Consider the following 25736-nt stretch of genomic DNA (forward strand, 5'->3'; position numbering starts at 1 on the left):
AACTGAGGAGGGCTACGGATGTCGGAGTGGACGTGGGAGTGGAAGGGATACGACCCCGCTGCCGAGCGGCTGCGGGAATCGCTCTGCACGCTCGGCAACGGATACTTCGCCACAAGAGGCGCGGTGCCTGAGTGCCGGGCGGGCGTGGTGCACTACCCGGGAACCTACGCAGCCGGATGCTACAACCGCCCGGAGTCGACCGTGGCGGGACGACAGGTGGTGAACGAGGACCTGGTCAACCTCCCGAACTGGCTGCTCCTGCGGTTCCGCCTGCGCCGCGCCGAGGGAGCGTGGGGCCCCTGGTTCTCCCCCCATCCGCACGCCCTCCTGGACCACCGGCACACCCTGGATCTGCGCCGCGCCACGCTCACCCGTGCCTTCCGCCACCAGGACGGGGAAGTCGGCGTGGTCGCCGTCGAGCAGAGCCGCCTCGTGCACATGGGCGATCCTCACCTGGCCGCGCTGCGGACGGTCTTCACCGCCGAGGACTGGTCGGGAGAGGTCGAGATCGAGTCCTGCCTCGACGGCGAGGTGCTCAACGGCAATGTCCACCGCTACCGTGCCCTCAACCACCACCAGCTGACACAGGTGCGGACCGGGGCGCGGGAACCTCACACCGTCTGGCTGACCTGCCGGACCAACACCTCCGACATCAGTGTCGCCATGGCCGCCCGGACGGTCGTCACCGACCGGCCACCGACCTCGTCGGAACTCCGTCCGGGTCGCCACCGTGCCGTTCACCGCCTGGTGGTCCCGCTCGCTCCCGGCCGTCCCGTCGCCGTGGAGAAGACCGTGGCGCTGCACACTTCACGCGACACGGCGATCAGCGATTCCCTCGGGGCAGCGGTCGACCGGGTGTCCTCGGCCGCGGATTTCGCGACCCTGCTGAACTCCCATGCCTCGGTCTGGGAGCGGTTGTGGCGGCGCGCGGAGATCCAGGTGCCCGGCCGGTCCGGACGCGTCCTGCGCTTCCACCTTTTCCACCTCCTGCAGACGCTGTCCCCGCACACGGCGGACCTGGACGTGGGCGTCCCGGCCCGGGGGCTGCACGGCGAGGCGTACCGGGGCCACGTGTTCTGGGACGAGCTGTTCGTCCTGCCGTACCTCAACCTGCATTTCCCGGAGGTCTCCCGGGCCCTGCTGAACTACCGGTACCGGCGCCTCCCGCGGGCCTGCGAAGCCGCCGCCGCGATCGGCCGGAGCGGGGCGATGTACCCCTGGCAGAGCGGCAGCGACGGCCGTGAGGAGACCCAGGAGTGGCATCTCAACCCCGCCTCGGGCCGCTGGCTGCCGGACCACTCCCGGCTCCAGCACCACGTGGGCTCGGCGATCGCGTACAACGTGTGGCAGTACTGCGAAGCCACCGGCGACACGGAGTACCTGCACACCCGGGGTGCGGAGATCCTGCTGCAGATCGCCCGCTTCTGGGCGGATCTCGCGGCCTTCGACCCCGAGACGGAGCGCTACCACATCCGTGGAGTCGTCGGCCCCGATGAGTACCACGACTCCTACCCGGGCGCCGTCCTGCCGGGACTGGAGGACAACGCGTACACCAACGTCACCGCCGCCTGGGTGCTCGGCCGCGCCCTGGACCTCCTGCGGCGCCTTCCCGCATGGCGCCGGGAGGAGCTGCGCGATCGCATCCGGCTGGACGGTGACGAACCGCTGAAGTGGGAGGAGGTGTCCCGACGGTTGTGGGTGCCGTTCCACCGTGGCGTCATCAGCCAGTTCGAGGGCTACGACGATCTGGCCGAGCTGGACTGGGACGCCTACCGGACGCGCCACGACGACATCCGGCGGCTGGACCGGATCCTGGAGGCCGAGGGCGACACGGTCAACCGCTACAAGGCGTCCAAGCAGGCCGACGTCCTCATGCTCGGCTACCTGTTCTCACCCGGCGAGCTGCGACACCTGTTCGAGCGTCTCGGCTACGACCTGGATGACGAGGTCTGGCGTGGGACAGTCGACTACTACCTGCGGCGCACCAGCCACGGCTCCACACTCAGCGGCCTCGTCCACGGCCTGGTCCTCGCCAGAGCCAGACGGTCCGAGGCGTGGCACTACGTACAGGAAGCCCTGGAGGCGGACATCGCCGACATCCAGGGCGGCACGACCGGCGAAGGCATCCACCTCGGGGCCATGGCCGGAACCCTCGACCTGGTCCAGCGTGGGCTGACGGGCCTGGAGACACGCGAGGACGCCCTGTGGCTGGACCCCGTGCCTCTTCCGGCGCTCTCCGAGTACGGATTCTCGCTGCGCTATCGCGGCCACTGGGGTGTGCGCATACGGCGCCTGAGCGGACAGTTGCAGATCAGCGTGCCCGACTCGGAGGAGTCGGCGATCCGCGTGGTGCTGGCGGACCGGGCCGTGACCGTGGCGCCCGGGGAGACCTGCACGCTCGTTCTGAAGGCGGATGATCCGAGCGAATGAGCGTGGCGTACCCGCATCCGCACCGTCACGCGCCGCACACGGCCTAGGCTCCAAGGCAGGTTTCCGTTTCATGCCAAAGGGCCGTGGGAGACGCGGATGAAGTGGTTGGTCTCGCTGGCCGGTGCCGGGCTCGTCATGGTCACCCTGCGGGACCTGTTCCACACACTCTGGCACCCCACACGCCACGGTGGCCTGAGCCGCCTCGTGATGACAGCACTGTGGCGCCTCGCCCAGCGTTTCCGCACGCCCGGCCGCGTAGTCGGGCTCGTCGGGCCGCTCGCCATGGTCACGGTCGTGAGCATGTGGGCCGTCACCGTCGTACTCGGCTGGGCGATCGTCTACTGGCCCCACATGCCCGGGGCGTTCACCTTCTCCCCCGGTTCCCAGGCAGCGCAGCAGCCGGCACTGCTCGACTCCGTGTACCTGTCGCTCGTCACGGTGGCCACCCTGGGACTGGGCGACATCGCACCCGACGAGGGCTGGCTCCGTCTGGTCTCACCGCTCGAAGCCCTCATCGGTTTCGCCCTCCTGACGGCCACCGTCTCCTGGGTGCTGGAGATCTATCCGGCGCTGACCCGCAGGAGGGTACTGGCCGTCCGGCTGGCCCTGCTGCGTGACGCGGATCCGATGACGCGGCAGATCGACTGCACCGCGGGCGCGCTACTGCTGGACAGTCTGGCCACCGACGTCGCACGTGTCCGCATCGACTTCACCCAGTACGCCGAGGCGTACTACTTCCATGACGGGGAGGACCACTCGTCGCTGGCAGCCATGGTCGGTTACGCCGCCGTGCTCGCCCAGCGCGGGCAGGGCGCGGGACTACCTGAGGTGCGACTGGCGGGTGCCCTGCTCTCCGGCGCGCTGAAGGACCTCGCCTCCATCCTCGACCAGCGCTTCCTCCACACGGGCGGCCCGCCGACCGACGTGTTCGCAGCCTACGCCGCCGACCACGGCCGCGACGGCGCTCAGCCGTGAACGAGCAAGGCTGGCACCCTGCGGCCGGCGTGGGCATGGGAGACCGGATGCCCCTGACAGTCCATGATTTTCCTGGTTCTCGGGGCGACTCAGCTCGGCGGGGCACTCGACTCCCGGGCTCGCCCGGGCAGCCTGCCCAACCCGTTCCTGCTGATCGCGGTGGAACGGCCCTCGGCCTCCAGGCAGCCGGCGTCTACCTGCCTCCCCTCCAGGACCTGCTGGGTACGGAGCCTCTCGATCCGGTGATCGCCTGTGCCCTGTCCGGCCTCTGCCATGTCGTCATGCGGCTCCAGACGCGACTGAGACCGGAACGCCCGCCTTGTGGGAGCCCGCTGGCGGCCAGGGACGTCGTCGAGCGCACCGCCACGCGGTGACGTGGCCGTCTCTTGCCCGGCATGCGCAGGGGAGGTGCGGAGCCGACACTGGTCATGAGGACGAGATCGGCCGGGGCGGGTCAGACTCCACGAGCTCCTCCCGCGCCGACAACGACGCCGGAAGGACACACCATGACGACTGCCCAGGAGATCATGCACGCCGGTGCCACCTGCGTGCAGGAAAGCGAAACGCTTCAGGACGCGGCGCGCAGGATGAAAGAACTGGACGTGGGGGCCCTGCCGGTCTGCGGGCCGGACGACCGACTCCACGGGATCATCACGGACCGCGACATCGTGGTGAAGTGTCTCGCCAGGGGCAAGGACCCCAGGACCATGACCGCCGGCCAGCTGGAGCAGGGCAAACCGATCACGATCGATGCCAAGGCCGATGTCAACCAGGTCCTGCACACCATGGAACAGCACAGGATCCGTCGGCTGCCGGTGATCGACGACCATCACCTCGTCGGCATGATCAGCGAGGCGGACCTCGCACGTCACCTTCCCGACGACCGGGTGGGCCACTTCGTCGAGATCGTCTGCGCGACCTCCTGACCGACCTGTCATTCCCCGGCGAGTCTTCGTCGAGCATCGGTTCAGGAGGTCGTAATGGGACGTCTCAACGAGCGAGTGGCGATCGTCACCGGTGGAGCCAGAGGGATCGGGGCCGCCGTAGCACGTCTTTTCGCCACTGAAGGGGCGGCGGTGACGGTCGCCGATGTCCTCGACACCGAGGGAGAAGAACTGGCGGCCGAACTCGGTGACCCCGCCCGGTATGCGCACCTGGACGTCAGCGCCGAGGACGGCTGGCAGACGGTGGTGGCGGAGACGGAGCGGGAGCTGGGCCCGGTCTCGGTGCTGGTGAACAACGCCGGCATCCTCGAATGGGGAACCATCGAGGAACAGCCCCTCGAATCCTTCCGCCGTGTCCTCGACGTCAACCTTCAGGGCTCCTGGCTGGGCATGCGTACGGCTGCCCCTTCCCTTCGTCGGGCGGGTGGAGGCGTGATCGTGAACATCTCCTCACTCGCCGGCATCACCGGCTACGCAGGAATCGGAGCCTATGTGGCCAGCAAGTGGGGACTGCGCGGCCTGACCAAGGCCGCGGCACTGGAACTGGCCCCGGACGGGACCCGTGTGTGCTCGGTCCATCCCGGTGCGGTGCGCACCGCGATGACGGCAGACTTCGACGACTCCTTCACGGCCGCGCAGCCCCTTCCCCGGTTCGGTGAGCCCGAGGAGGTCGCCCGCATGGTGCTCTTCATCGCCGCCGACGCCACCTACTCCACCGGCACGGAGTTCATCCTGGACGGCGGCGTCACCGCCGGCCCACCGACCGCTCTGACGCCCGACCACTGATGCGGCTGCAGCACCAGGTCGCCGACCAGTCCGTCTCTCACCAACGCGAGAGCAGCCAGGCCGAACTGAACCCGGTGGGAACCCGAGACTGCCCCACAGCGGCGGCTTCCACGTCCAGCCCCGCCGCCGGGTCATCGAACGCACCCTCGGCTGACTCATGCACCACCGCCGCCTGGCCCGCGACTACGAAACCCACCCACACCGCTCAGCCGCCATGATCCAACGGGCCGCCATCAAGCTCATGACTCGCCGCCTCACCCATGAGTCCACCCCGAACTGGCGTGACAGCTAAACCAAATGAAACGGACAACCGAGAATCAAACCTTCACTGAGGCCGTCCGTTGTCCACAAGGTCTCTCTGGTCGAATGCGTTGCCGGACGCCTCGGCGAGCGTCACCATGAGGCGGCGGTCCCAGCGGCTGTGCCTAGGAGGGAACGATGGACCGGGAAGTCGTCCGTGCGGAGTTGCAGCAGGCCCGTGCCACGTTCCACCAACTCTTGGACGCGGCCGACGCTGACGACCTGCGCCGCCGGAGCAGCGGAACCCGTTGGACCAATGAGCAGTTGCTCTACCACATGCTCTTCGGCTACATCGTCGTGCTGGCACTGCTGCCCCTGGTGCGTCTATTCGGCCGTCTTCCGCCGGGCGCGAGCCGTGCCTGGGCTAGGTTGCTCAATGCCTCCACACGCCCGTTCGACGTGATCAACTATCTGGGGGCCGTGGGCGGCTCCCGGCTGTACAACCACCGTCGCATGGGTGCGAAGTTCGATCGCACCCTTGCGGCCCTGTCCCGTCACTTGGAAGCGGAGACCGAGGCGACATTGGCGCGGAGGATGCACTTTCCCGTGCGGTGGGATCCCTTCTTCAAAGACGCGATGGCCCTTGAAGACGTGTACCGGTACCCCACTCAGCACTTCGACTTTCACCGCGACCAACTCACCCTGGGCACCCCGCCCTGACCTGTACCGCAAGGTTGTGAAGCTGAACGGCCGCCCGCCGTGGCCGATCACACGCGGCGACCGTGAAGGCCCTCAGTCAGTCCTGCCAGCCACAGTTTGATGCCGCCTCGGCTTCCGCGACTTCGGGTGCGGGATCGGCACGGTCTCCGCTGGTGCGCAATAGACGATGGCCCCGCCGCCCGCACGGTGCCTTTGACGCCGCACCTTGCCATGTTCATGAGGCTGACGGCGATCAGAGACCGGGGTAGCGCCGCCAACACCGCCCAATTCCGGGCGGCACGCCGATGCGGCCTGCGGCGCTACCTGGCGACCGGCTGGCGTCGGCGGGCCGGTAGCGCAGTTTCTGCCGAACAGTCGTTCACGTCTTGGCCGTGCACGCTGCGCATCGGGAAGAACATCCCCTCCGCCTGCCCATGGCAGGCGCGCAGCACTCCGGGGCTGCCCTTGGAGCGCGCGCGCCGGGCTCCGTCGCACCGGTACGACGGCTACACGTCCTGTCCGCTGGTGACCGCTCGCGACCGGATGCTGCTCGCCGAGTTCGACTACGACCTGAACCCTGCCCCCACGTTCCCGCTGATCGACCCCTTCAAGGAGCGGCGCACGATGTGGGTGTTCAAGCGGTACGGCCTGCCGCCGGTGTACTGGCACGGCATGCTCACCGGCCGCCTCTGACCGCCCGGCCCGGGACATCCCCCGACCCGGGCCGGTCACCCCGCCCTCGAAACCAGGGGCGGACCAGACCCTCCCATATACCCCCTGGGGCAATCGAATCCTTCCGATGTGGAGCCCCGAAGATGTTCTTCGCCCAGTACTACCTCGATTGTCTCTCCCAGGCGTCCTACATGATCGCCGACGAGACCACAGGCCGGGCCGTCGTCGTCGACCCGCGCCGTGACGTCACCGAGTACCTCACCAACGCCGCCGAGCACGGCTTCACGATCGAGGCCGTCGTCAACACCCACTTCCACGCCGACTTCCTCGCCGGCCACCTGGAGCTCGCGGACCGCACCAGCGCCTGGATCGGCGGACAGCGCGCCGAGGCCGAATACCCCATCCGCAAGCTGACCGACGGCGAGCGCATCCGCCTCGGCGAGGTCTCTCTCCAGATCCTCGAAACCCCCGGCCACACACCGGAGTCGATCAGCGTCCTGGTGTACGAGCACGCCGACGACACCGTTCCGTACGGCGTCCTCACCGGCGACGCCTTGTTCATCGGGGACGTGGGCCGGCCTGATCTGCTCGCCTCGATCGGCGTGACCGCCGACGAGCTCGGCCACATGCTCTACGAGAGCGTCCAGCACAAGCTGATGACCCTCCCGGACGCGGTGCGGCTCTTCCCCGCGCACGGCGCCGGATCCGCCTGCGGCAAGAACCTCTCCACCCAGCGCCAGTCCACCATCGGTGAACAGCGCGCCACGAACTACGCCTGCCGGCCCATGAGTGAAGAGAAGTTCGTCGAACTGGTCACCGAGGGCCAGCCGTCCGCGCCCGCGTACTTCGTCTACGACGCCATACTCAACCGCAAGGAGCACGGCCTGTTCGACGCGACCGCCGCGCCCCGGCCGCTGTCGGTCGAGGAGTTCATGCGGCGGCGCGCGGCGGGAGCGGTCGTGGTCGACGCCCGCTCGCCGCGTGACTTCGCGCCCGGCCATCTGCGCGGCTCGGTCAACGTGCCTGCGGACGGCCGCTTCGCCGAGCAGGCCGGCATGGTCGTCGCGCCGGAGCAGGACGTCGTCGTCATCGCGCCGCAGGACCGCGAGGAGGAGGTCGTCACCCGGCTGGCCCGCATCGGCTTCGACAAGGTCGGCGGATACCTCGCGAACCCGAGGGCGCCTTCCTCACGCTGGCCGACGAGATGGAGCAAGCCAGCCGTCTCACCGCCGACGAGCTGCGTCGGGTTCTCGATGGCGAGGAGCCGCCGCTGGTCCTGGACGTGCGCAACGCCGCGGAGCGCGAGGAGGGCTTCATCGAGGGCTCACTGCACATCCCGCTGGCCGAACTCGCCCGTCGTGCCGACGAGATCCCGGCCGGACGGCCCCTGGTCGTCCACTGCGCGGGCGGCCACCGCTCCTCCATCGCCGCCAGCCTGCTGCGCCACCAGCGCCGCACCGATGTCTCCGACCTGCTCGGCGGCTACGGCGCCTGGCTCGCCCAGCCCGTTCCGGCCGACGCCTGATCAACCGCACACCGGGCGGCGGCCGCAGGCAGGGGCCGCCGCCTGTCCCGAGAACACAGGGACGGCGAGGCGGACCCGTAGGAAGACGCCCGTACGGACGAGGATTGCGCTCACGCGGAGGAATGAGGTGCACGAGATGGACGCAGCGGGCTGGGACGAGCGGTACCGCGGCAGCGAACTGGTGTGGAAGGCGGAACCCAACCGGTTCGTCGAGGAGGAGTTGTCCGATCTGGAACCGACCGGGCGGGCGGTGGACATCGCCGCCGGTGAAGGGCGCAACGCGGTCTGGCTGGCGGAACGGGGCTGGGACGTGGACGCCGTCGACTTCTCCGCCGTGGCACTGGAGAAGGCCGGGCGACTGGCCGCCGACCGAGGTGTGCGCATGCGCGCCGTCCGCGCCGATCTGAGTGCCTGGGCCCCTGACGAGGCGAGCTACGACCTGGCACTGATCGCCTATCTCCATCTCCCGTGGACCGCGATGGCCCAGGTACTGCTCCGGGCCGCTACCGGCGTACGCGAGGGCGGAACCTTGCTGCTCGTCGGCCACGACGCTAGCAATCCCGAGCGAGGTCACGGCGGCCCACAGGATGCGCGTGTGCTGTACACCGTCGAGCAGGTGGCCGACATCTGGCGGCCGTACGCCGACATCCTGCGGGCCGAGACGGTCACCCGCCCGGTGACCGACGCCGACGGCAACAGCCGTACGGCCGTCGACGGCCTCGTACGGGCCGTGCGCCGTTGACGTCGTCCCGCTCAGACCAGGCGCATCGGTCGGCATGCCAGGCGAATCGAGCATGCCGGGTGCGTTCGAGACGCTGATGTCCAGGCTTCCCCTCGAAGCTCGGGGTGCGGTGCAGCGACAGCAAGCTGAAATGGGTTGTAGAAACTTGCAGCAAATCCTTCCATGAGTCTTGTCGACTCCTCCGCGCGGTGGCACTGTCTTCCCCGCGCGGTGCGGCGCTCCCGGGTCGGGTCCCGGAGTCGCGGCAACCGTCGCCGCGGACGGTCCCACCCACAGCACTGCCCTGCCCCCGGAGCCGCACATGCATCTCACCCTCCACACGCCCGCAGCTCCCAGACCCCAGATCCCGAAAACTGCAGGCCACCCCCGCCTCCACCGCCCTCCTCGCTGCCGTCACGCCGCTCGCCCTCGTCGGCGGCAGCACGCCCGTAGTGGCCTCGCCGCCCGGCACGGGCAACGACGTCATCGCCAACCTGTTCCGGTGGAACTGGAACTCCGTCGCGTCCGTGCACCTGACCGGTCGTGACCGTCGACGCGAACGGCAACGCGGCCGTCGCCGTCGCGCCCGAGGACGCGATCGCCGTCGACGTCAACAGCCCCTGCACGGGCAGCAGTTGCGGCCGGGCCGACAGGTCTCCGTCGCCTTCGACGAGTACCCCGACACCTACTACGGCCAGAACGTGTACGTGGTCGGCTCCATCCCGGCGCCGGGCAACAGGAACACCGCCGCGGTGGTCCCACTCTGGGCCGCCGACTACCCGACCTGGTCGACCGCGCTGACCTTGCCGTCCAACTCGAGCTTCGCCTACAAGCACATCAAGAAGAATCCGGACGGAACGATCACCTGGGAGAGCGACCCCCACCGCTCCTGCACCACCCCCGCCTCCGGAGCCGTCACCCTCTCCTGGCGCTGACACCGGCCGATCACTCCCGGTCCCCGGTGACCCGTCGGCTCCCCGGCGCTCACGTCCCCACCCCCGCACACCCCGACTCCCCCACCACCCCACCCGAGAACGGCAGGACGGGCAGCCGCAGGCCGCTGCGTGTACCTGTCGACCCTCGGCCTGCCCGGAGGCACTCCCCTTCATGAGTCGCAGACCACACCCCCGCGCCGGAATGCGCAGAGCCGCAGCCCTCGGCGTGTCCGCCGTCCTGCTGGGCGCCGGCACCGTCTCCCTCTCCTCCTTCCCCGCCAGCGCCGCCGCGCCGAGCGCGGTCACCCTGCCCGGAACCTTCGACAATGAGATCGGCTGCTCCGCCGACTGGCAGCCGGACTGCCCGCAGGCCCAGATGTCCCCGCGGGCCGACGGCACCTGGACCGCCTCGTTCAACGTGCCAGGCGGCAGCTACAGCTACAAGATCGCGATCAATGACAGCTGGACCGAGAACTACGGTGCGGGCGGCGTAGCGGGCGGCTCGGACATCTCGATGACCGTCCCCTCAGGCGGCGAGGTCGTCGACTTCGTCTACGACCCCAACACCCACCTGGTCACCGACGACTCCGCCCGACCCGTTGTCACGGCGGCCGGTGACTACCAGTCCGAGCTCGGCTGCAGCGCGGACTGGTCCGCCACCTGCGCCACGACGCAGATGACCGACCCCGACGGCGACGGCGTCTACACCTACAGCACCACCGCGATCCCGGCCGGCAGTTGGAACACCAAGGTGACCCTGGGCCAGTCCTGGACCGTGAACTACGGCGCGGGCGGCACGGCGAACGGCGCCGACATCGCCTTCGACGTACCCTCGGCCGGGGCGACCACCACCTTCTCCTACAACTCGGCGACCCACTGGATCACCGTCGTGAGCAACGCCGGCAGCACGTCCCCGCTGAACACCCTCGGCGCGCTCTACACCCCGACCGGCACCACCTTCCGGCTCTGGTCGCCGGACAGCTCCAACGTCAGCGTCAGCGTCGGCGGCAGCAGCCACCCGCTCAGCCCGACGACCCTCAGCGGCTACACGAACGTCTACCAGACCGTCGTCAGCGGGGACTTGAAGGATCAGACGTACCAGTTCCACGTCGGCGGCGTGGCCGTCCCCGACCCCTATGCCCAGATGACCACCCCCGGCACCTCCCAGGGCGTGGTCGTCGACACCGCCGCCGTGACGCCCACCGGCGGCAGCTGGGCGGCGCGCCCGGCCCTGAGGAACCGTGAGGACGCGGTCGTCTACGAGCTGAGCGTCCACGACTTCACCATCGACGCGAGCTCCGGCGTCGACGCGGCCAAGCGTGGCAAGTTCCTCGGCCTGGTGCAGACCGGGACGACGGAGAACGGCGCGAAGACGGGCATCGACCACCTGAAGGAGCTGGGCGTCACCACCGTCCAGATCATGCCCTCGTTCGACTTCGGCAGCACCGTGCCCAACTGGGGCTACGACCCGGTGGACTACAACGTTCCCGAGGAGCAGTTCTCGCAGTTCACGGCGCCGGAGGACCGGATCCGCGAGTTCAAGGACATGGTCAACGTGTTCCACAAGAACGGCATCCGCGTCGTCATGGACGTCGTCTACAACCACACCTTCAGCAAGAGCGTCTTCGGCAACATCACCGGCAAGTACTACACCTCGACCGACCTGTCCGGCACAGGCAACTCGATCGACGACGGCAACCCGATGGTCGCCCACATGATCCAGGACTCCCTGGAGCACTGGGTCCGTGACTACAACGTCGACGGCTTCCGGTTCGACCTGGTCGGCGTCCACTACACCGACAACGTCAACAACTGGGCCAACTATCTCAACACCGCCTACGCCGCTCGCACGCTGATGATGTACGGGGAGCCCTGGAACGGCGGCGCGAGCGATCCGCAGGAACCGCAGAAGGTCCGCTACGGCAACCTCCCCACCCTCGCGCCCGCCCACTTCGGCGTCTTCAACGGCGTCTACCGCGACGCGATCCGCGGCGGCACGGACACGAACACCATGGGCTACATGGGCGGCACCGGCAACGCCGCGGCCATCGCCTTCGGCATGCGCGGATCACCCACGGACGCCAACAGCACCGCCCCGGTCTCCAACCTGTGGACCCCGGCCTTCGCCGAGGACCCCGAGCAGACCATGAACTACGCCTCGATCCACGACAACCTGAACCTCTACGACAAGATCACGTACTCCGGCGCGACCGGCGGAGCCACCGGAACGGCCGGCCGCATCGACCGGTTCGCCGTCGGCATGATCCTCACCTCCGAGGGCGTCCCGGTCATCGCCGAGGGCGACGAGTTCCTCCGCTCCAAGGTCGTGAGCGGCGACTACCAGACCGCGATGAACTCCTACGCCGCCTCCGACGCCGTCAACGCGATCCACTGGGGCGACAAGACCGCCAACGCCAACATCTTCAGCTACTACAAGGACGCCATCGCGCTCCGCAAGGCCGGCGCGGCCCTGCGCCTCACCACCTGGGGCGCGGTGCACAACCAGGTGTCCGCGACCGTCGACGGCCCGGTGGTGATCGGCCGCTTCAGCTCGAACCCCGCCGCGCCCACGACCTACGACACCGTCGTCGTCGACAACCCCACCGGCAGCACGTACAACGTGGCGCTGCCGCCGGGGACCTGGACGAAGGTGCTCGACACCACCGGCGCCGTCGCCGCGAGCGACAACGCCTGCGCGAGCCTGGCGGTGACGGTCTTCAAGAAGAACTGACACCACTGCGGGTCTCGAACAGTACGGTCGGACTGACAGTCGAGAGGCACCCCTCGGGGTGCCTCTCGACTCGGACACCGCAGTGAGAGCCACCAGCGGTACCAGGCGGTCACCATCGGGTGTGTGTTGTCGCGTTCACCCCCGCGGCGGGGAACCTCTTCTCGGCCAGGCCAAGGACAACCTTCAGCGCATGCCGGCGAGCGTCCGCTTCCGCTCAGCGACGAGGAACGCGCCGACGACGGCCAGGCCGCACTCCACCATCTGCTGGAACGGCTGGTCGACGTTCCCGCACCGGCTGGGACGACACCCCGCGAGATCGGCGTTCCAGCGACGGCGACGCTCCTGCCGATCGTCGCAGTCAACCAGGGCAAGAGGTTCGCCGAGATACGGCCGGAAGGGATGCGGCTGCGGACGATCGGCGGGTGAGACCAGGACGGTAATCTCGAGGCGATGGACGGTTCGGGGGGAGAAGACCAGCGGCCGTGGGACGCCGCGGCCGTGCTGGTACGGGCCGCACGGACCGGGGACGTGCTGGCCATGGACGAATTGCTGGCCTTGGTGACGCCGTACGTGACCCGGCTGTGCCGACCGATTGCCCTGTCGGACAGCGAGGACGCCGTCCAGGAGACGCTGGTGGCGATCTTCCTGGGAGTGCGGGGGCTGCGTGATCCGCAGGCGTTCTACGGCTGGGCGCGCACGATCACCGTGCGCGAGGCGGTAAGGGTGGCGCGGCGCACTGCTGTCGAGCGTGCCGTCGACCCGGATGACCTGGCCCGCCTACGCGGCCTCGTCCCTCATGGTGACGGCGAGCTGTCCGTACAGGTGCGGGACGTGCTGGCGCGGATGCCGGTGCATCACCGCGCGGTGCTCGTACTGCGTGAGCTGGAGGGGCTGGATGAACAAAGTGCCGCCAAAGTGCTGGACATCGCGCCGGGCACGGTCAAGTCCCGTCTGCATCGTGCTCGTTCGGCGTTCCGGAAGGCGTGGCAGCGATGAGCGTTGACTGCCTGGCCCGGCTGCGGGTGATGGCCGCAGGACTGCATGCCGCGATGTACGCGGAGGAGCGATTGGACCTGCCGTACGACGAGGTGTGGGCGGTCGCCGAGGATCTGGCGGGTGAGCTGCCGCACCTCGTGCCCTTCCTGCGTGAGTTCCGCGTCCCGCCGGGTGACGCCGATCGCAAGCCGGCCCGGGCGGTGGGACCGCTGGGTGTCCGCGGCGATTTCGAGGTGCGGCTGGCTCCCGGCTGGTGCCTGATGCAGTCGCGCCTCGTGGTGGGTGGCATGGCCGCCGCCCCGGAGGGCGACGGCACCCGCTTCGCGGTGCTCGGTGCGACGCGTCCCGCCGTCCTGCGGCCGGTCCAGTCGGTGTACGGCCGGCTGCTCGGGGCCCGCCGCGGGCAGGCATTCGTCCGCAGAGTCGCACTCCGGGCGGCCGCACGTTAGCGGCTTCAGCAGCCCGTCACGAACAGCTCCTTCATCGCCTCGGCCACCGCTTGTGGGGCCTCCTGGGGCAGGAAGTGGCCCGCGCCGGGCACGATGCGCACGGTGAGGTCGTCCGCATGGCCCTCGCCGCCGGCCAGCATGGACGGGGGGATCACGTTGTCCCGCTCGCCGCCCAGCAGCACGGTCGGCACAGTGAGCCGGTGCCCGCGCCACGCGCCGCGCAGCAGCGCCGGGATGTCCCGGACGACGTACTGCCAGAACATGGCCTGCCCGGCGTGCGCGCCGACGCGGGCGGCGGCGGTGAACTCGGCCACTTCGTCGACCTGCCAGACCGACCGGTCGGCGACTTGATGGCGCAGCAGGAAGCGGATGAACGCCGGCCACCGGCGCAGCACGACTTTGCCGATCACCGGATACTCGATGAAGGCGGTGTACCACTGCCGCCACAGGTTCGGCAGGATCGCGCGGTGCTGGGCCCACGGGTGGGCCATGTTGAGCGCCAGGTAGCCGCTGAACCGCTCCGGTGCCCGCAGGCACAGCCGGAAGCCCACGTGGGCACCCCAGTCGTGCCCGACCAGGCCCACCCGGTCAAGGCCAAGAGCGTCCATCAGCGCGAGCATGTCGTCGGACAAGCCCTCGATGTCGTAGCCGCGCCTGGTCTGCTCCGACCAGCCGAAGCCCCGCAGGTCCGGGCAGATGAGCCGGTGTCCGGCAGCCGCCAGCACGGCGACCCGGTGCCAGGCGAACCAGTGCTGTGGGAAACCGTGCAACAGCAGGACCGGCGCGCCGGTTCCGTACTCGGCCACGTGCAACCTGGCGCCGCTCACCTCCAGCCATCGGTGCTCCGCCCCCTCGGCGGCCGGGAGCGCTCTGGGGGCAGTAGGCCTGCCCGAGGTCGTGCTCGATGCCATGGAAACGCCTCTCGCCTTCGGCGGGTCTCTTGCGGAACCGCATCGGCGGGTCAGGAGGAGAAGCCGAGCCGAAACGTTCCCCCGCCTCCTCTGATTTCGCCGCGGCTCCACAGCGTCCGTTCGGTGAGGGATCCCGCGGCGGGTTAGTGCAAGGCGCGGTCACCGGGGGCGGGGCGGCCGGATGCCAACGTGCTCCCAGGTGTCGGGGACGGTCTCGCGTACCTGCCAGTGCCCGCATCCGCAGAGGGCGCTCATCTGCTCCTTCTGCGTCCAGGCGGCGAAGGTATCGGCGGTGATGCGCGGGGGTACCGACCGGGGACTTCCAGGTGTGCTCGGCGCAGGCGAAGATGCGGTCGGAATCGACGAGTTGGGGCAGTTGTTCGGGGACGCGGGGGGTGAGCAGTTCGTTGCGGCCCTGGCCTGCGGTGGTGTGAATCAGACCGCGGCGGCGCAGGGCCTGCCATTCCGGGCACGTTCGGGGCGGGGGGAGTCCTGCTGCCGGCGATGCCAACCGGGTGGGAAACGGGCAGGGCGATGCCTCGTTCGACGCGCCCCTCGCTCCGGTCCCCCCGGGGGGCAGGCCGCGGGATGCCGCGTTCAGCCGCGAGCGTCGCCGCGGCGACGCCGGGACGCGCGCCCGCGCGTGGTGGGGGCTTGGGGGTGACCCCTGCGTCGGTGAGGATGCTCAGATCCAGCGGTATGCGGGTCGCCGGGTCTGCCGTGCGGGGTGGACGTCCTACCGTGGGTGAAGCAGTGCACCGCTGTGAGTGTGCCGCCGTCGGCCAGCAGAATGAGGAGGCCGCCCAGCCCGAACACCTCGTCGTCGGGGTGGGCGACCACCGCCAGTACGTGCCGTACTCCGTCCGGCAGGCCGGGGAGGGTGCCGGACATCTCAGGTGTAGATGATCTGGCCGCGGGCTGCGCGCTCGTAGAACTCGCCGACCGTGATGATGCCCTGGACCTGCTCGACGAGGTCGTCCTTGTCGAGTTCGAAGAGGTCCACCGACGCCTTGCAGGCGTAGATGCCCGCGCCGGTGTCGGAGATCATCTCGATGAACTCGGGGATGGGCGGGATGTCGAGCCTGTCCATCTTGCGCTCCATGTACCGGGTGATCAGGTCGGGCACCCCCGGCATGCCGCCCAGCAGGGTGGGCAGGTGCAGGCCCGGGTTTCCGACGGTGGCCAGCTTGATGTGCTCCCAGCGCTTCTTCGTGATGGCGTCGAGGCCGAAGAAGGTGAAGAACAGATCGGCCTCGATGCCTTCGGCGCGAGCGCCGTTGGCCATGATCAGGGCCGGGTAGATCCCTTCCAGGGATCCCTTGGAAACGATGATCGAGACCTTCTCTGTCGTGGCGGTTACGGCCATGACGGCACGCTCCTCGATAGCAGGGACGATGGCTGGGATGTCAGATGCAGCCACGCGGCTTGGGGATGCCGGCGATCTTCGCTGCGGTCTTCGCTGGGCCCTTGGGGAAGAGCTGGTAGAGCTCCTTGACGCTCACGCCGGAGGTCTTGCCGAGGACGCGCACGGTGGGGCCGGTGCCCTTTTCCGCGTATTGGGCGCGCATGAAGCGGATGACCGTCCAGTGCCGGTCGGTCAGCGTCTCGATGCCTGCCTCGCGGGCGATCTGCTCGGCCATGGGTTCGGTCCACTGCGCGGAGTCGGTGAAGAAGCCCTCGTCGTCGACAGGGACGGCTGTCTCGCCGTAGGTGGCTGTGGGCATGGCTGCGTTCTCCTTCGTTCAGACGCTCGGACGTTCAGGAGTGGACGTGGTGTTTGCCGCGCTCGGGCATCGCCGAGTCGATGCCGGGCAGTTCCCGGCCGGGCAGGAGGCTGTGCCAGTACAGCCACTCGAAGGCGAGCTTGCCGAGGTGGTTGGCGTGCGACTCCTTCAGCAGCGGCAGTCCGATCTCTGCCGGGAAGTGACCCGGCAACGGTTCGGTGTCGTAGTTGAAGTCGATCAGCAGCGCCTTGTGGAAGCCGGTCTCGACGAAACAGTTGGTGTGTCCGTCGAAGGTTGCGTCCAGCGGCTGTCCGGCCAGGAAACGGCCGATGTTGTGGGTGAGCGTCTCCCCCGCGAAGTGCGCCACCGAGCCGGCCTTGGAAGCCGGCAGCCCGGCCGCGTCGCCGATCGCGAACACCTCTGGGTGGTCCGGGTGTTGGAGGGTGTGCTGGTCGACGGGGATGAAGCCCAGCTCGTCGCCGAGGCCCGGGGAGCGGCCCACGTACGAGGCGCCGCCGTGCAGCGGCACGACCACTGCCAGGTCGAACGGGACTTCGCGCTCGTCGTACGAGACCAGTCGGCCGCCTGCGCCGTCGACCTCTCCGAGCGTGAACTCGGTGACCAGTTCGATGCCCTTCTGCTCCAGCAGCCCGCCGAGCGCCTTGGCCGCGACGGGCTTGGTGAAGGCGCCGTCCAGCGGGGTGACGTAGGTCAGCTCGACCCGGTCACGGATGCCGCGCCGCCGGAAGTACCAGTCGGCCAGGAAGGCGAACTCCAGCGGCGCCACGGGGCATTTGACCGGCAGATCGGCAACGTTCACCACGAGGCGTCCGCGCTCGAAGCGTTCAAGGACGTGGTGCAGTCCGACGGCTCCGGGCAGGTCGTAGAAGGTGAAGACCTTCTCGCCCCAGCCGGGACCGGTCAGCCCCTCGGTCTCCTCCGGTAGGAGTGCGGCTCCTGTGGCGACCACGAGGACGTCGTAGGTCAGTCGTATGCCGCCGCCGAGGTGCACCGTCCGCGCGTCCAGGTCGACCCGCTCGACCTTCGCCCGCTCGTAGTCGACGGCGGCGCTCAGCTGACGCGGGCGGGACCGGACGAGGTGGCGCGGTTCAGCCGTGCCGAAGGGAACGAACAGCAGGCCGGGCTGGTAGACGTGGTCGTCGTCCTGGTCCACGACGGTGATCCGGCATGCGTGCTCGTCGTACATGCGGCGTAGCCGGTTGGCGGCCAGCGTACCCGCGGTGCCGCCTCCGAGTATCACGATGCGTGTGCTCATGTCCCCACTGTCGTCGGGGAGATGAGGCCTTGGCATGGGCCACTGGTCCCACACCGGTACCCACCCGGGTATATCTTCGCTCCGCCTCTCCGACCCCGCACGCCGCACGCCGCACCCCGCACGCCTGCCACATATACACCGAAAAAATACCCTCCAGGGTATACTTTTGAAGCGGCCGGCGCGAGGGCCGAACGGGCCAGGTCTCACCCCGTCGGCCTCTCGATCAGCCGTGCGGTTCGCGGTCGACTGGAACTGGCACCAGCCGACGCCGAAGAGAAAGGGCCCGGCCATGACCGGCACCGCACCCCAGGCCATCACCACAAGCCCACCGCCGCAGGCGGAGGCGCACCGCTTCGAGGTCACTCACGTCGACCGCGACATCTACACCGTGGACATCCGCGGCCATCACTTCCAGGTAGACCAGCCTCTCGAGGCCGGCGGCTCGGACCTCGCGCCCACTCCCACGGAGTTGTTCGCCGCCTCCCTGGCCACCTGCGTCGCCTTCTACGCGGGCCGATTCCTCCACCGCCACAGCGTGAACCAGGCCGGACTGCGTGTCCGTACGGAATTCACGATGGCCACCGACCGACCGGCCCGTGTGGCCTCCGTGCACGTCACGATCATTCCGCCGCCCGGGCTGACCGAGCAGCGCCGCGCGGCCCTGCTCGCCGTCGCCTCGCGCTGCACGGTCCACAACACCCTGCACCAGCCACCCGAGATCGACATCAAGCTGGCGTCATGAGCACGCCGATCGCCGCACCAGTGACACCGTTCGTGGACCGCATCCGCCTCGGCCTCATCGGCGATGACGAAGTGCTGGAGGGCCCCTACGGGCCGCGTCGCCTCGTCTACGCCGACTACACCGCTTCCGGCCGCTCCCTCGACTTCATCGAAGACTTCGTGCGCGAGCGGGTGCTGCCCCTCTACGGCAACACGCACACGGAGAGTTCGAGCACCGGGTTGCAGACGACCCGGCTGCGCGAGGACGCCCGGCGCATCGTCCATGACGCGGTCGGTGGCACCGACGACGACCTCGTCGTCTTCTGCGGCTCGGGAGCCACCGCGGCGGTCAACAAGCTGGTCGGCATCCTGGGACTCCGTCGGTCCGCCCCGCTTCCACAGGCCCTACGACCGGTCGTGTTCGTCGGCCCCTACGAGCACCACTCGAACGAACTGCCCTGGCGGGAGTCGGTCGCCGACGTCGTGGTCATCGACGAGGACCCGGACGGTCACGTCGATCTCGGTGAGCTGGAGGCACAACTGGTCCAGTACGCCGACCGGCCGCGGCTCATCGGCAGCTTCTCCGCCGCCTCCAACGTCACCGGCATCCTCACCGACACCGACCGCATCGCCCGTCTGCTGCACGCGCACGGCGCCCTCTCCTTCTGGGACTACGCGGCCGCCGCCCCGTACATCCCGATCCGGGTCGCAGAAAGCGCGTCCGGCACCGGTGACCACAAGGACGCGGTCTTCCTGTCGCCGCACAAGTTCGTCGGCGGCCCTCAGACGCCGGGCGTCCTCGTCGTACGCCGTGAACTGGTCCGCAACCCGGTACCCACCGCGCCCGGCGGCGGCACCGTCGCCTTCGTCGGCCCTCTCGGCCACCGCTACCTCGACGACCCCGTCGCCCGCGAGGAGGGCGGCACCCCGGCGATCGTCGAATCCATTCGCGCCGGGCTGGTCTTCGCCCTCAAACAAGCAGTCGGCACCGACACGATCCAGGCCGCCGAAGAGCGCCACTGGCGGCAGGCACTGGCCCGCTGGGACGCCCATACGCACATCGAGATCCTCGGCAACCACCACGCCCGGCGCCTGTCCATCATCTCCTTCCGCATCCGCCACGGCGATCGCTCCTACCTTCACCACAACTACGTCGTCGCCCTGCTCAACGACCTGTTCGGCATCCAGGCCCGCGGCGGCTGCTCCTGCGCCGGCCCGTACGGCCACCGTCTGCTCGCCATCGACGCGGCCACTTCCGACGCCCTGCTCGACGAGGTCGTCCACGGCTGTGACGGCATCAAACTCGGCTGGACCCGCCTCAACTTCAACTACTTCATCAGCGACGCCGTCCGCGACTACCTGATCGACGCGGTCGACCTGATCGCCACCTACGGTCATCGGCTCCTGCCCGACTACCGCTTCGACCCGCACAACGGACAGTGGCACCACCACACCGGTACCGCCGATCCCCTGCTGCGGCTGACCGACCTGCGGTTCAGCGCAGAGGGAGGCATCAGCGCCCGGTCCGTCCGCCACCACCGGATGGGCGAGGAAACGCTGTCCGGTCAACTGGGCCGTGCACGCGAGGTGCTCGTCTCTCGCTCCGACCACCTGGACGACGGACCCACCGGACTGCCGGCCGACTTCGAGCGCATGCGCTGGTTCCCGCTGCCACCCGTCTGTCTGGCCCCCGGGGAGGATCGGAGCGGATTTTGACGGCAGTGGGATGATCTTGCCCGTTCAGTGAATCGGCCTGCTCGGCAACCATGCGCACGCGTTCGTCGCCGAGTTGCCAAGAGTTCCCCGGAGGCACTGGCCAGGTGCGTGGTCCGGCCGAAGGTGGCGTACGAGCGCAGGGGGCAGCGGTTTGAGCCGTCGAGGGCGGCCGGCATGAAAGCCATCCCTGCCCCGCCCCGGCAGTCCCCGAGTCGCGAACTGGTCTCGCTCATGCGGCACCGGCCTCGACGGGGAGGGCGGCCAGGCGCCATTCAAGCATGCCGTCGGCGAGCCGCAGGGCGCGGTGGCCGCGGCTGGTGAGCAGGCGGACGGCTTCGTGGGAGAGCACACAGTTGGTGCCGCGGCAGTAGGCGACGACCTCCACGCCGTCGGGCAGTTCGGCGAGCCGGGCTTCCAGCTGGTCCAGCGGAACGGAAAGGGCGCCGGGGATGTGGCCGGCGGCGTACTCCGCGGAGGGACGGACATCGATGAGGGTGGCTGTGCCGGCCTTGACGCGCTCCAGCAGCTGCTCGCGGGTCAGCTGCTCGGTGTCCTCGGGGCCGAGGTAGGCGGAGCGTGCCTGCTCGGTGGCGGCCCGGTGGGTACGGGCGACCTGCTGCAGCAGCGCGTACAGGGCGGCGACGTCCTCCCCGGCCAGGCGGTAGTGGATGCGTACCCCATTGCGGCGGGTCATGACCAGCCCGGCCTGCTTCAGCGTCTGCAGGTGGGCGGAGGCCGTGGTCAGGCCGAGCCCCGCGGCCTTGGCCAGGGCGTCGACACTGCGCTCGCCCTGGGCGAGCAGGTCGAGCAGTTCCAGGCGCTTGCCGTTGGACAGGGCCTTGCCGGTCTGGGCGAGGGCGTCGAACAGCTCCGCTTTGCGGGTGGGGTCTCCCAAGACATCCTCCATAAATCCATGGAATATTGTATGAGTAGCTGGGTGGGATGGCCACCCCAACCCTGTCCATCCGGAGGACGCCGTGGGTTTCACCGACGAGCACCTGATACCTCCGGCCGACGACGGGCTGGGCAACAGCGCCTACCTGGTCGACCTCGGCGACGGCCGCACCCTGGCCGTGGACGCCTCCCGGCACCTGCGCGCGCTGCGCGAGGCGGCCGACCGGCGAGTTCCGACCGGCGGCGCCGACGACCGGGCGAAGGCCACCGGCCAAAACCTGGAGGACGGCGCGTGACCAGGCCCGCTCCCGCGACCACCCCGGCGGCCCGTGGCGGCATACACCTCGGACTGCGCGCCAACCTCGCCCAGTTCACCCTGCTCGTCGCGATCAACGCCCTGGTCGGCGGCATGCTCGGCCAGGAACGCACCGTGCTGCCCCTGCTCGCCGACCAGACCTTCCACCTGTCCGCGTACACCGCCGCCCTGACGTACATCGTGGCGTTCGGCGCGACCAAGGCCGTCACCAACTTCTTCGCCGGAACGTGGTCCGACCGCTACGGCCGCAAACCGGTCCTGGTCGCGGGCTGGCTGATCGCGCTGCCGGTACCGCTGCTGCTGATCTGGGCGCCGACCTGGGGCTGGGTCGTCTTCGTCAACGTCCTGCTCGGCGTCAACCAGGGCCTGACCTGGTCCACCACCGTCATCATGAAGATCGACCTGGTGGGCCCCGCCCGGCGCGGCCTCGCGATGGGCCTCAACGAGGCCGCCGGCTACGGGGCGCTGGCCGCCACCGCCATGGCCACCGGCGCCATCGCCGCCCACTGGGGCCTGCGGCCCCAGCCGTTCTTCCTCGGCATCGCCTACGCCGCCCTCGGACTGGGCCTGTCCGTGCTCGCGGTGAAGGAGACCCGCGAGCACGCCCGCGCCGAGGCAGCCCGCCATCCCGCACCGGCGAACCCCGACCACCACGGCGAACTGACCACCGGACAGATCGCACGGCTCACCAGCCTCCAGGACAAGTCGCTGTCCTCCGCCAGCTGGGCGGGCATGGTCAACAACCTCAACGACGCTCTCGCCTGGGGAATCTTCCCGCTCCTGTACGTCGCCCACGGCCTGTCCATCGCCCAGATCGGCCTCCTCGCCGCCCTCTACCCCGCCGTGTGGGGCCTGGGTCAGATCCTCACCGGCTGGTGGTCCGACCGGATCGGCCGCAAGCACCTCATCACTGCCGGGATGTTGCTGCAGGCTGCCGCCATCGGCCTGGTCGCCGTCGGCACCGCGTTCCCGGTCTGGGCCGTCGCCCAGGTCCTGCTCGGCGCCGGCACGGCCATGGTCTACCCGACCCTGTTGGCCGTCGTCGGCGACGTCGCCCACCCCGCCTGGCGGGCCCGCGCGGTCGGCGTCTACCGGCTCTGGCGCGACGGAGGCTTCGCCGTCGGCGCCGTCCTCGCCGGCGTCCTCGCCGACGCCTTCGGCCTCACCACCGCCATCTGGGCCGTCGCCGCCCTCACCGCCGCCGCCGGACTTGTCGTCGCGGCGCGCATGTACGAAACCCACACCCGCCCCAGCGCCGGATAGCCCGGAGAACAGACAACCGACGGCAGGCCGAACCGCCCTGCCGTCCGCGCCAGCCGCCGCGTGGCGTCGGTCCTGGCACGGCCGCGACAGACCCCTGGGCCGGTTCCGCCGCACGGGGGGATTCAACATGCAGGCGCTCGCAATCTGCAACGACCCGCGGTACGGCACCGAACGGTCCTGGAACGCCATTCGCGCCCTGCGGGCTCACTGAGCCGCCTGCATGGACGCCGAGGCGCGTTTGAATGCGTGCCACGCCTCCCTCCGGCCCGGAGGTAATTCATTCCGATCCTCTGGGGTCCTGCCTGGAACAAACCCGGACCGGCATCGGTTGAAAGAGATACCCCACCGGGTATATGAGAGGAGACCGGTCCCATGCCGACCGTCGAACTGACCAAGGACAACTTCGAGGAGACCGTCACCGGTTCGAAGATTGTGTTGATCGATTTCTGGGCGGCTTGGTGCGGCCCGTGCCGGATGTTCGACCCCATCTACGAGAAGGCGGCCGAGCGCCACCCGGACATCGTGTTCGGCAAGGTCGACACCGAGACACAGCCCGAACTGGCAGGGGCCTTCCAGATCACTTCCATCCCCACGCTGATGGCCGTCCGTGAGCGGACCGTGCTGTTCTCCCAGCCGGGCGCGCTGCCGCCGCAGGCGCTGGAGGAGCTTATCGGCGGGATTCGGGCCGTGGACATGAAGGACGCGCGCCGACCGGACTCGGCGGTGGCGAGCTGACACCCAGGACACCCGTGCCGCCTCCGCGGGCGTCCTGAAGCGCCGGGCTCAGCCGTTACGCGGAGCGGCGAACTGCGGCGCCCCAGGCGCCGGTGCCGCCCGTGACGAGAATGCGGAGGGCTCGCAAATCTGTCGCGACTCGGGCAGGACGCGGCGAGAGTACCTGTGTCCCTGACGCGGAGTTCGCGGAGCGGGTGCATGCCCGCTCGGCATCAAGGGCGGCAGGCGACTGAGCCGACCTCGGCGCGTGTGATTCTTGATGGTCGACGCCGTCCCGAAACGGGACGTACAGTACCCCTAGGGGTATTTTTCGAGGAGTAATCGTGGAACTGGAACTCGCGGGTGCGGACCTGAAGGCCGTACTGAACCGGCTGCGCCGCGCGCAGGGGCAGATCTCCGGCGTGATCCGGATGATCGAGGAGGGGCGCGACTGCGAGGACGTCGTCACACAGCTCGCCGCCGCGTCCCGCGCACTGGACCGGGCAGGATTCGCGATCATCGCTACCGGCCTGCAGCAGTGTGTGGCAGACCTCGACTCCGGCCGGCAGAACGGCGAGGACACGGACGTCATGCGTGCCCGGCTGGAGAAACTGTTCCTGTCGCTGGCGTAAGGGCTCATGCCGCTGCCGCCGTCACAGGACAGCGTCGCTCAGCATGCACCCGGCGACGGTCGGCAGCCGCAGCACGAAGATCCGCTGAAGCGTGCCTCTGGACATACGGCCGTGACGCCGATCCAGGTACCCCAGAAGGTATCCACAAGGGTGGGAATGACTGAAAGCACTTCACCAGCACCTCGCTGATGAAGGGCTATTCGTCCCGCGCCCTACGAGCAGCCGAAGAGAAGGACCGACGCCATGCGCTACGACCGCACAGTGCACCTCGACACCGACTTCGCCACCACCGTCGCCCGCACCCGCGACGCCCTCGCGGAGCAGGGGTTCGGAATCCTCACCGAGATCGACGTCACCGCGACCCTCAAGGCGAAGCTCGACCACGACATGGAGGACTACGTCATCCTCGGCGCCTGCAACCCACCCCTCGCGCATCGCGCCCTGGAGACCGACCGCTCGATCGGCCTGCTGCTCCCGTGCAACGTGGTCGTCCGCAGGGACGGCGACCGTACGGCCGTCCAGGCCCTCGACCCGAACACCATGGTCGCCCTCAGCGAGCTCGACGCTCTGCGCCCCGTCGCCGAGGAGGCCGCCCGTCGTCTCGATGCCGCCCTCGCCGCACTTACGGCAGCCGATACCGACAGCTGAGATCCCCCGACGAGCAGAGACCCCGCGTTCCGACCACCAGTCTCCGGGCGAACCGACGATGAACCTGACGCACCTACGGGTCCCGGTCCATCTGGCAGTGTCGGTGACCAGGTGCCACGCGACGCCTGTGAACAGCACCAGGCGAGAACCGACAGCCGTCGAAAACGCCCCTCACCACCCGAATCACGCCTCAGCGCCTGTCCCAGGCGTCAGCGGCGTACCCGACGGGTCGGCTCTCCTCATCGGCGGAAGAGCCTGACCCGGAAATCCCTGTCTCGATCATCGCTCAGTCGCGGCGTCCGTCTGCTCACCAAGGCGCTCGGCCAATTGGAAGATCGCCGGCAGTGCGTTTGCGATCGCCGCCCGGGCGGCGTCATCGAGGGCGGAGAGTGCCACGTCCATGCGGTGTTCGTGGGCGGTGGTCCAGGCGGCGAGCTGGTCGCGTCCGGCGGCGGTGAGCGCGACGACGGACGCGCGGCGGTCAGTGGGATCGACATCGCGGGTAACCAGCCCCGCCGTGATCATCTGCGTGATCAGGCCACTGACCGTGCTGGGCGCCAGCCGCTGGCGCCCAGCGAGGTCGCTGATCCGGGCAGGTGAGTGCTCGCCGAGCACCTGCAGCAGTTCGACCTGGGCCATGGGAAGGGGTTCCCACGGGTAGTCGGTGCGGATGGAGGCGCGCAGTGCGCGGCGCAGGCGGGTGACAGCCTCGGTGAGCAGGCGGGCGTCCGGTACCGCGCCGATGCGCCGGGGCAGGGAGACCTCGGAGTGGGGCTGCGCGGACATGCGGCAAGGGTAGCCGGATCGCACACGGGTGCC

General features: G+C 69.4%; 23 protein-coding genes and 4 pseudogenes. 20 read left to right on the forward strand and 7 right to left on the reverse strand.

Going from position 1 to position 25736, the window contains the following annotated elements; all coding sequences use genetic code 11:
• Positions 1-18: 18 nt before the first annotated feature.
• From OG788_RS06485 to OG788_RS06545, 13 genes and pseudogenes are all read left to right on the forward strand, one after another.
• Entirely contained in the window at positions 19-2430 is a 2412-nt protein-coding gene (locus OG788_RS06485; protein WP_406369489.1) for a glycoside hydrolase family 65 protein, read from the forward strand.
• Positions 2431-2526: 96 nt separating this feature from the next.
• The gene (locus OG788_RS06490; protein WP_406369490.1) at positions 2527-3405 is read left to right on the forward strand and encodes a potassium channel family protein; all 879 of its coding nucleotides are present in this window, start codon (positions 2527-2529) and stop codon (positions 3403-3405) included.
• 506 nt (positions 3406-3911) lie between these two features.
• Positions 3912-4331, forward strand: a complete 420-nt coding sequence (locus OG788_RS06495; protein WP_406369491.1) for a CBS domain-containing protein — start codon at positions 3912-3914, stop codon at positions 4329-4331.
• Positions 4332-4385: 54 nt separating this feature from the next.
• On the forward strand, positions 4386-5135 hold the full coding sequence (locus OG788_RS06500) for an SDR family oxidoreductase (RefSeq protein ID WP_406369492.1): 750 nt from the start codon (positions 4386-4388) through the stop codon (positions 5133-5135).
• An 85-nt stretch (positions 5136-5220) separates the two neighbouring features.
• Positions 5221-5427 (forward strand): annotated as a pseudogene (locus OG788_RS06505) (IS5/IS1182 family transposase); the annotation flags it as partial.
• Between the two features lie 146 nt (positions 5428-5573).
• Entirely contained in the window at positions 5574-6095 is a 522-nt protein-coding gene (locus tag OG788_RS06510) for a DinB family protein (RefSeq protein ID WP_406369493.1), read from the forward strand.
• 459 nt (positions 6096-6554) lie between these two features.
• Positions 6555-6767: pseudogene (locus tag OG788_RS06515) on the forward strand (pyridine nucleotide-disulfide oxidoreductase); the annotation flags it as partial.
• 122 nt (positions 6768-6889) lie between these two features.
• Positions 6890-8271: pseudogene (locus OG788_RS06520) on the forward strand (rhodanese-like domain-containing protein).
• 262 nt (positions 8272-8533) lie between these two features.
• Positions 8534-9013, forward strand: a pseudogene (locus tag OG788_RS06525) (class I SAM-dependent methyltransferase); the annotation flags it as partial.
• A 431-nt stretch (positions 9014-9444) separates the two neighbouring features.
• Complete coding sequence (locus OG788_RS06530) at positions 9445-9927, forward strand: carbohydrate-binding module family 20 domain-containing protein (protein ID WP_406369494.1); 483 nt, start codon at positions 9445-9447, stop codon at positions 9925-9927.
• Between the two features lie 172 nt (positions 9928-10099).
• Positions 10100-12658: an alpha-amylase family glycosyl hydrolase gene (locus OG788_RS06535; protein ID WP_406369495.1), complete on the forward strand. Its 2559-nt coding sequence runs from the start codon at positions 10100-10102 to the stop codon at positions 12656-12658.
• A gap of 537 nt (positions 12659-13195) precedes the next feature.
• Positions 13196-13654, forward strand: a complete 459-nt coding sequence (locus OG788_RS06540; protein WP_406376689.1) for an RNA polymerase sigma factor — start codon at positions 13196-13198, stop codon at positions 13652-13654.
• A complete protein-coding gene (locus tag OG788_RS06545) occupies positions 13651-14103 on the forward strand; it encodes a hypothetical protein (RefSeq protein WP_406369496.1) in 453 nt (150 codons plus the stop codon). Before OG788_RS06540 ends, OG788_RS06545 begins: the two co-directional genes overlap by 4 nt.
• 5 nt (positions 14104-14108) lie before the next feature.
• Here the strand turns inward: OG788_RS06545 and OG788_RS06550 are convergent, their stop codons facing one another.
• From OG788_RS06550 to OG788_RS06570, 5 genes are all read right to left on the reverse strand, one after another.
• Entirely contained in the window at positions 14109-15014 is a 906-nt protein-coding gene (locus OG788_RS06550) for an alpha/beta fold hydrolase (RefSeq protein ID WP_406369497.1), read from the reverse strand.
• Between the two features lie 597 nt (positions 15015-15611).
• On the reverse strand, positions 15612-15905 hold the full coding sequence (locus tag OG788_RS06555) for a PIG-L family deacetylase (RefSeq protein ID WP_406369498.1): 294 nt from the start codon (positions 15903-15905) through the stop codon (positions 15612-15614).
• Position 15906: 1 nt separating this feature from the next.
• Positions 15907-16380, reverse strand: a complete 474-nt coding sequence (locus OG788_RS06560) for a DsrE/DsrF/DrsH-like family protein (RefSeq protein WP_406369499.1) — start codon at positions 16378-16380, stop codon at positions 15907-15909.
• 40 nt (positions 16381-16420) lie between these two features.
• Positions 16421-16738, reverse strand: a complete 318-nt coding sequence (locus OG788_RS06565; protein ID WP_406369500.1) for a TusE/DsrC/DsvC family sulfur relay protein — start codon at positions 16736-16738, stop codon at positions 16421-16423.
• A gap of 34 nt (positions 16739-16772) precedes the next feature.
• Positions 16773-18014 carry an NAD(P)/FAD-dependent oxidoreductase gene (locus OG788_RS06570; RefSeq protein WP_406369501.1) on the reverse strand — a complete coding sequence of 414 codons (1242 nt, stop codon included), beginning with the start codon at positions 18012-18014 and terminating at the stop codon, positions 16773-16775.
• A gap of 289 nt (positions 18015-18303) precedes the next feature.
• Here OG788_RS06570 and OG788_RS06575 point away from each other — a divergent pair, with 289 nt between their 5' ends.
• Both OG788_RS06575 and OG788_RS06580 read left to right on the forward strand, forming a co-directional pair.
• A complete protein-coding gene (locus tag OG788_RS06575) occupies positions 18304-18756 on the forward strand; it encodes an OsmC family protein (RefSeq protein ID WP_406369502.1) in 453 nt (150 codons plus the stop codon).
• A complete protein-coding gene (locus tag OG788_RS06580; RefSeq protein WP_406369503.1) occupies positions 18753-20450 on the forward strand; it encodes an aminotransferase class V-fold PLP-dependent enzyme in 1698 nt (565 codons plus the stop codon). Before OG788_RS06575 ends, OG788_RS06580 begins: the two co-directional genes overlap by 4 nt.
• Positions 20451-20679: 229 nt before the next feature.
• On the opposite strand, the gene OG788_RS06585 is transcribed toward OG788_RS06580, so the two are convergent.
• Positions 20680-21357 (reverse strand): ArsR/SmtB family transcription factor, encoded by a 678-nt coding sequence (locus OG788_RS06585; RefSeq protein ID WP_406369504.1) that lies wholly within the window; start codon positions 21355-21357, stop codon positions 20680-20682.
• A gap of 70 nt (positions 21358-21427) precedes the next feature.
• On the opposite strand from OG788_RS06585, the gene OG788_RS06590 reads away from it, so the two are divergent.
• The 5 genes from OG788_RS06590 (at position 21428) to OG788_RS06610 (ending at position 24917) form a co-directional block, all read left to right on the forward strand.
• Positions 21428-21640 carry a hypothetical protein gene (locus OG788_RS06590; RefSeq protein ID WP_406369505.1) on the forward strand — a complete coding sequence of 71 codons (213 nt, stop codon included), beginning with the start codon at positions 21428-21430 and terminating at the stop codon, positions 21638-21640.
• Positions 21637-22923: an MFS transporter gene (locus OG788_RS06595; protein ID WP_406369506.1), complete on the forward strand. Its 1287-nt coding sequence runs from the start codon at positions 21637-21639 to the stop codon at positions 22921-22923. Before OG788_RS06590 ends, OG788_RS06595 begins: the two co-directional genes overlap by 4 nt.
• A 372-nt stretch (positions 22924-23295) precedes the next feature.
• A complete protein-coding gene (trxA, locus tag OG788_RS06600; RefSeq protein WP_406369507.1) occupies positions 23296-23658 on the forward strand; it encodes a thioredoxin in 363 nt (120 codons plus the stop codon).
• A 323-nt stretch (positions 23659-23981) separates the two neighbouring features.
• Positions 23982-24269: a metal-sensitive transcriptional regulator gene (locus OG788_RS06605; RefSeq protein ID WP_151468840.1), complete on the forward strand. Its 288-nt coding sequence runs from the start codon at positions 23982-23984 to the stop codon at positions 24267-24269.
• A 243-nt stretch (positions 24270-24512) separates the two neighbouring features.
• On the forward strand, positions 24513-24917 hold the full coding sequence (locus OG788_RS06610) for a DUF302 domain-containing protein (protein WP_406369508.1): 405 nt from the start codon (positions 24513-24515) through the stop codon (positions 24915-24917).
• A gap of 279 nt (positions 24918-25196) precedes the next feature.
• Here the strand turns inward: OG788_RS06610 and OG788_RS06615 are convergent, their stop codons facing one another.
• A complete protein-coding gene (locus tag OG788_RS06615) occupies positions 25197-25703 on the reverse strand; it encodes a MarR family winged helix-turn-helix transcriptional regulator (RefSeq protein ID WP_406369509.1) in 507 nt (168 codons plus the stop codon).
• Positions 25704-25736: the final 33 nt, after the last annotated feature.

Source organism: Streptomyces sp. NBC_00647 (assembly GCF_045207245.1).
Taxonomy (GTDB): domain Bacteria; phylum Actinomycetota; class Actinomycetes; order Streptomycetales; family Streptomycetaceae; genus Streptomyces.

Bases quoted from the DNA above. Each gene is read 5' to 3' on its own strand.
- OG788_RS06560 (WP_406369499.1), bottom strand. From the start codon at position 16,380: ATGGCCGTAACCGCCACGACAGAGAAGGTCTCGATCATCGTTTCCAAG.
- OG788_RS06540 (WP_406376689.1), top strand. From the start codon at position 13,196: ATGGACGAATTGCTGGCCTTGGTGACGCCGTACGTGACCCGGCTGTGC.
- OG788_RS06510 (WP_406369493.1), top strand. From the start codon at position 5,574: ATGGACCGGGAAGTCGTCCGTGCGGAGTTGCAGCAGGCCCGTGCCACG.
- OG788_RS06580 (WP_406369503.1), top strand. From the start codon at position 18,753: ATGAGCACGCCGATCGCCGCACCAGTGACACCGTTCGTGGACCGCATC.
- OG788_RS06500 (WP_406369492.1), top strand. From the start codon at position 4,386: ATGGGACGTCTCAACGAGCGAGTGGCGATCGTCACCGGTGGAGCCAGA.
- OG788_RS06565 (WP_406369500.1), bottom strand. From the start codon at position 16,738: ATGCCCACAGCCACCTACGGCGAGACAGCCGTCCCTGTCGACGACGAG.
- OG788_RS06490 (WP_406369490.1), top strand. From the start codon at position 2,527: ATGAAGTGGTTGGTCTCGCTGGCCGGTGCCGGGCTCGTCATGGTCACC.
- trxA (WP_406369507.1), top strand. From the start codon at position 23,296: ATGCCGACCGTCGAACTGACCAAGGACAACTTCGAGGAGACCGTCACC.
- OG788_RS06615 (WP_406369509.1), bottom strand. From the start codon at position 25,703: ATGTCCGCGCAGCCCCACTCCGAGGTCTCCCTGCCCCGGCGCATCGGC.
- OG788_RS06610 (WP_406369508.1), top strand. From the start codon at position 24,513: ATGCGCTACGACCGCACAGTGCACCTCGACACCGACTTCGCCACCACC.
- OG788_RS06495 (WP_406369491.1), top strand. From the start codon at position 3,912: ATGACGACTGCCCAGGAGATCATGCACGCCGGTGCCACCTGCGTGCAG.
- OG788_RS06570 (WP_406369501.1), bottom strand. From the start codon at position 18,014: ATGAGCACACGCATCGTGATACTCGGAGGCGGCACCGCGGGTACGCTG.
- OG788_RS06535 (WP_406369495.1), top strand. From the start codon at position 10,100: ATGAGTCGCAGACCACACCCCCGCGCCGGAATGCGCAGAGCCGCAGCC.
- OG788_RS06545 (WP_406369496.1), top strand. From the start codon at position 13,651: ATGAGCGTTGACTGCCTGGCCCGGCTGCGGGTGATGGCCGCAGGACTG.
- OG788_RS06585 (WP_406369504.1), bottom strand. From the start codon at position 21,357: ATGGAGGATGTCTTGGGAGACCCCACCCGCAAAGCGGAGCTGTTCGAC.
- OG788_RS06485 (WP_406369489.1), top strand. From the start codon at position 19: ATGTCGGAGTGGACGTGGGAGTGGAAGGGATACGACCCCGCTGCCGAG.
- OG788_RS06550 (WP_406369497.1), bottom strand. From the start codon at position 15,014: ATGGCATCGAGCACGACCTCGGGCAGGCCTACTGCCCCCAGAGCGCTC.
- OG788_RS06555 (WP_406369498.1), bottom strand. From the start codon at position 15,905: ATGTCCGGCACCCTCCCCGGCCTGCCGGACGGAGTACGGCACGTACTG.
- OG788_RS06575 (WP_406369502.1), top strand. From the start codon at position 18,304: ATGACCGGCACCGCACCCCAGGCCATCACCACAAGCCCACCGCCGCAG.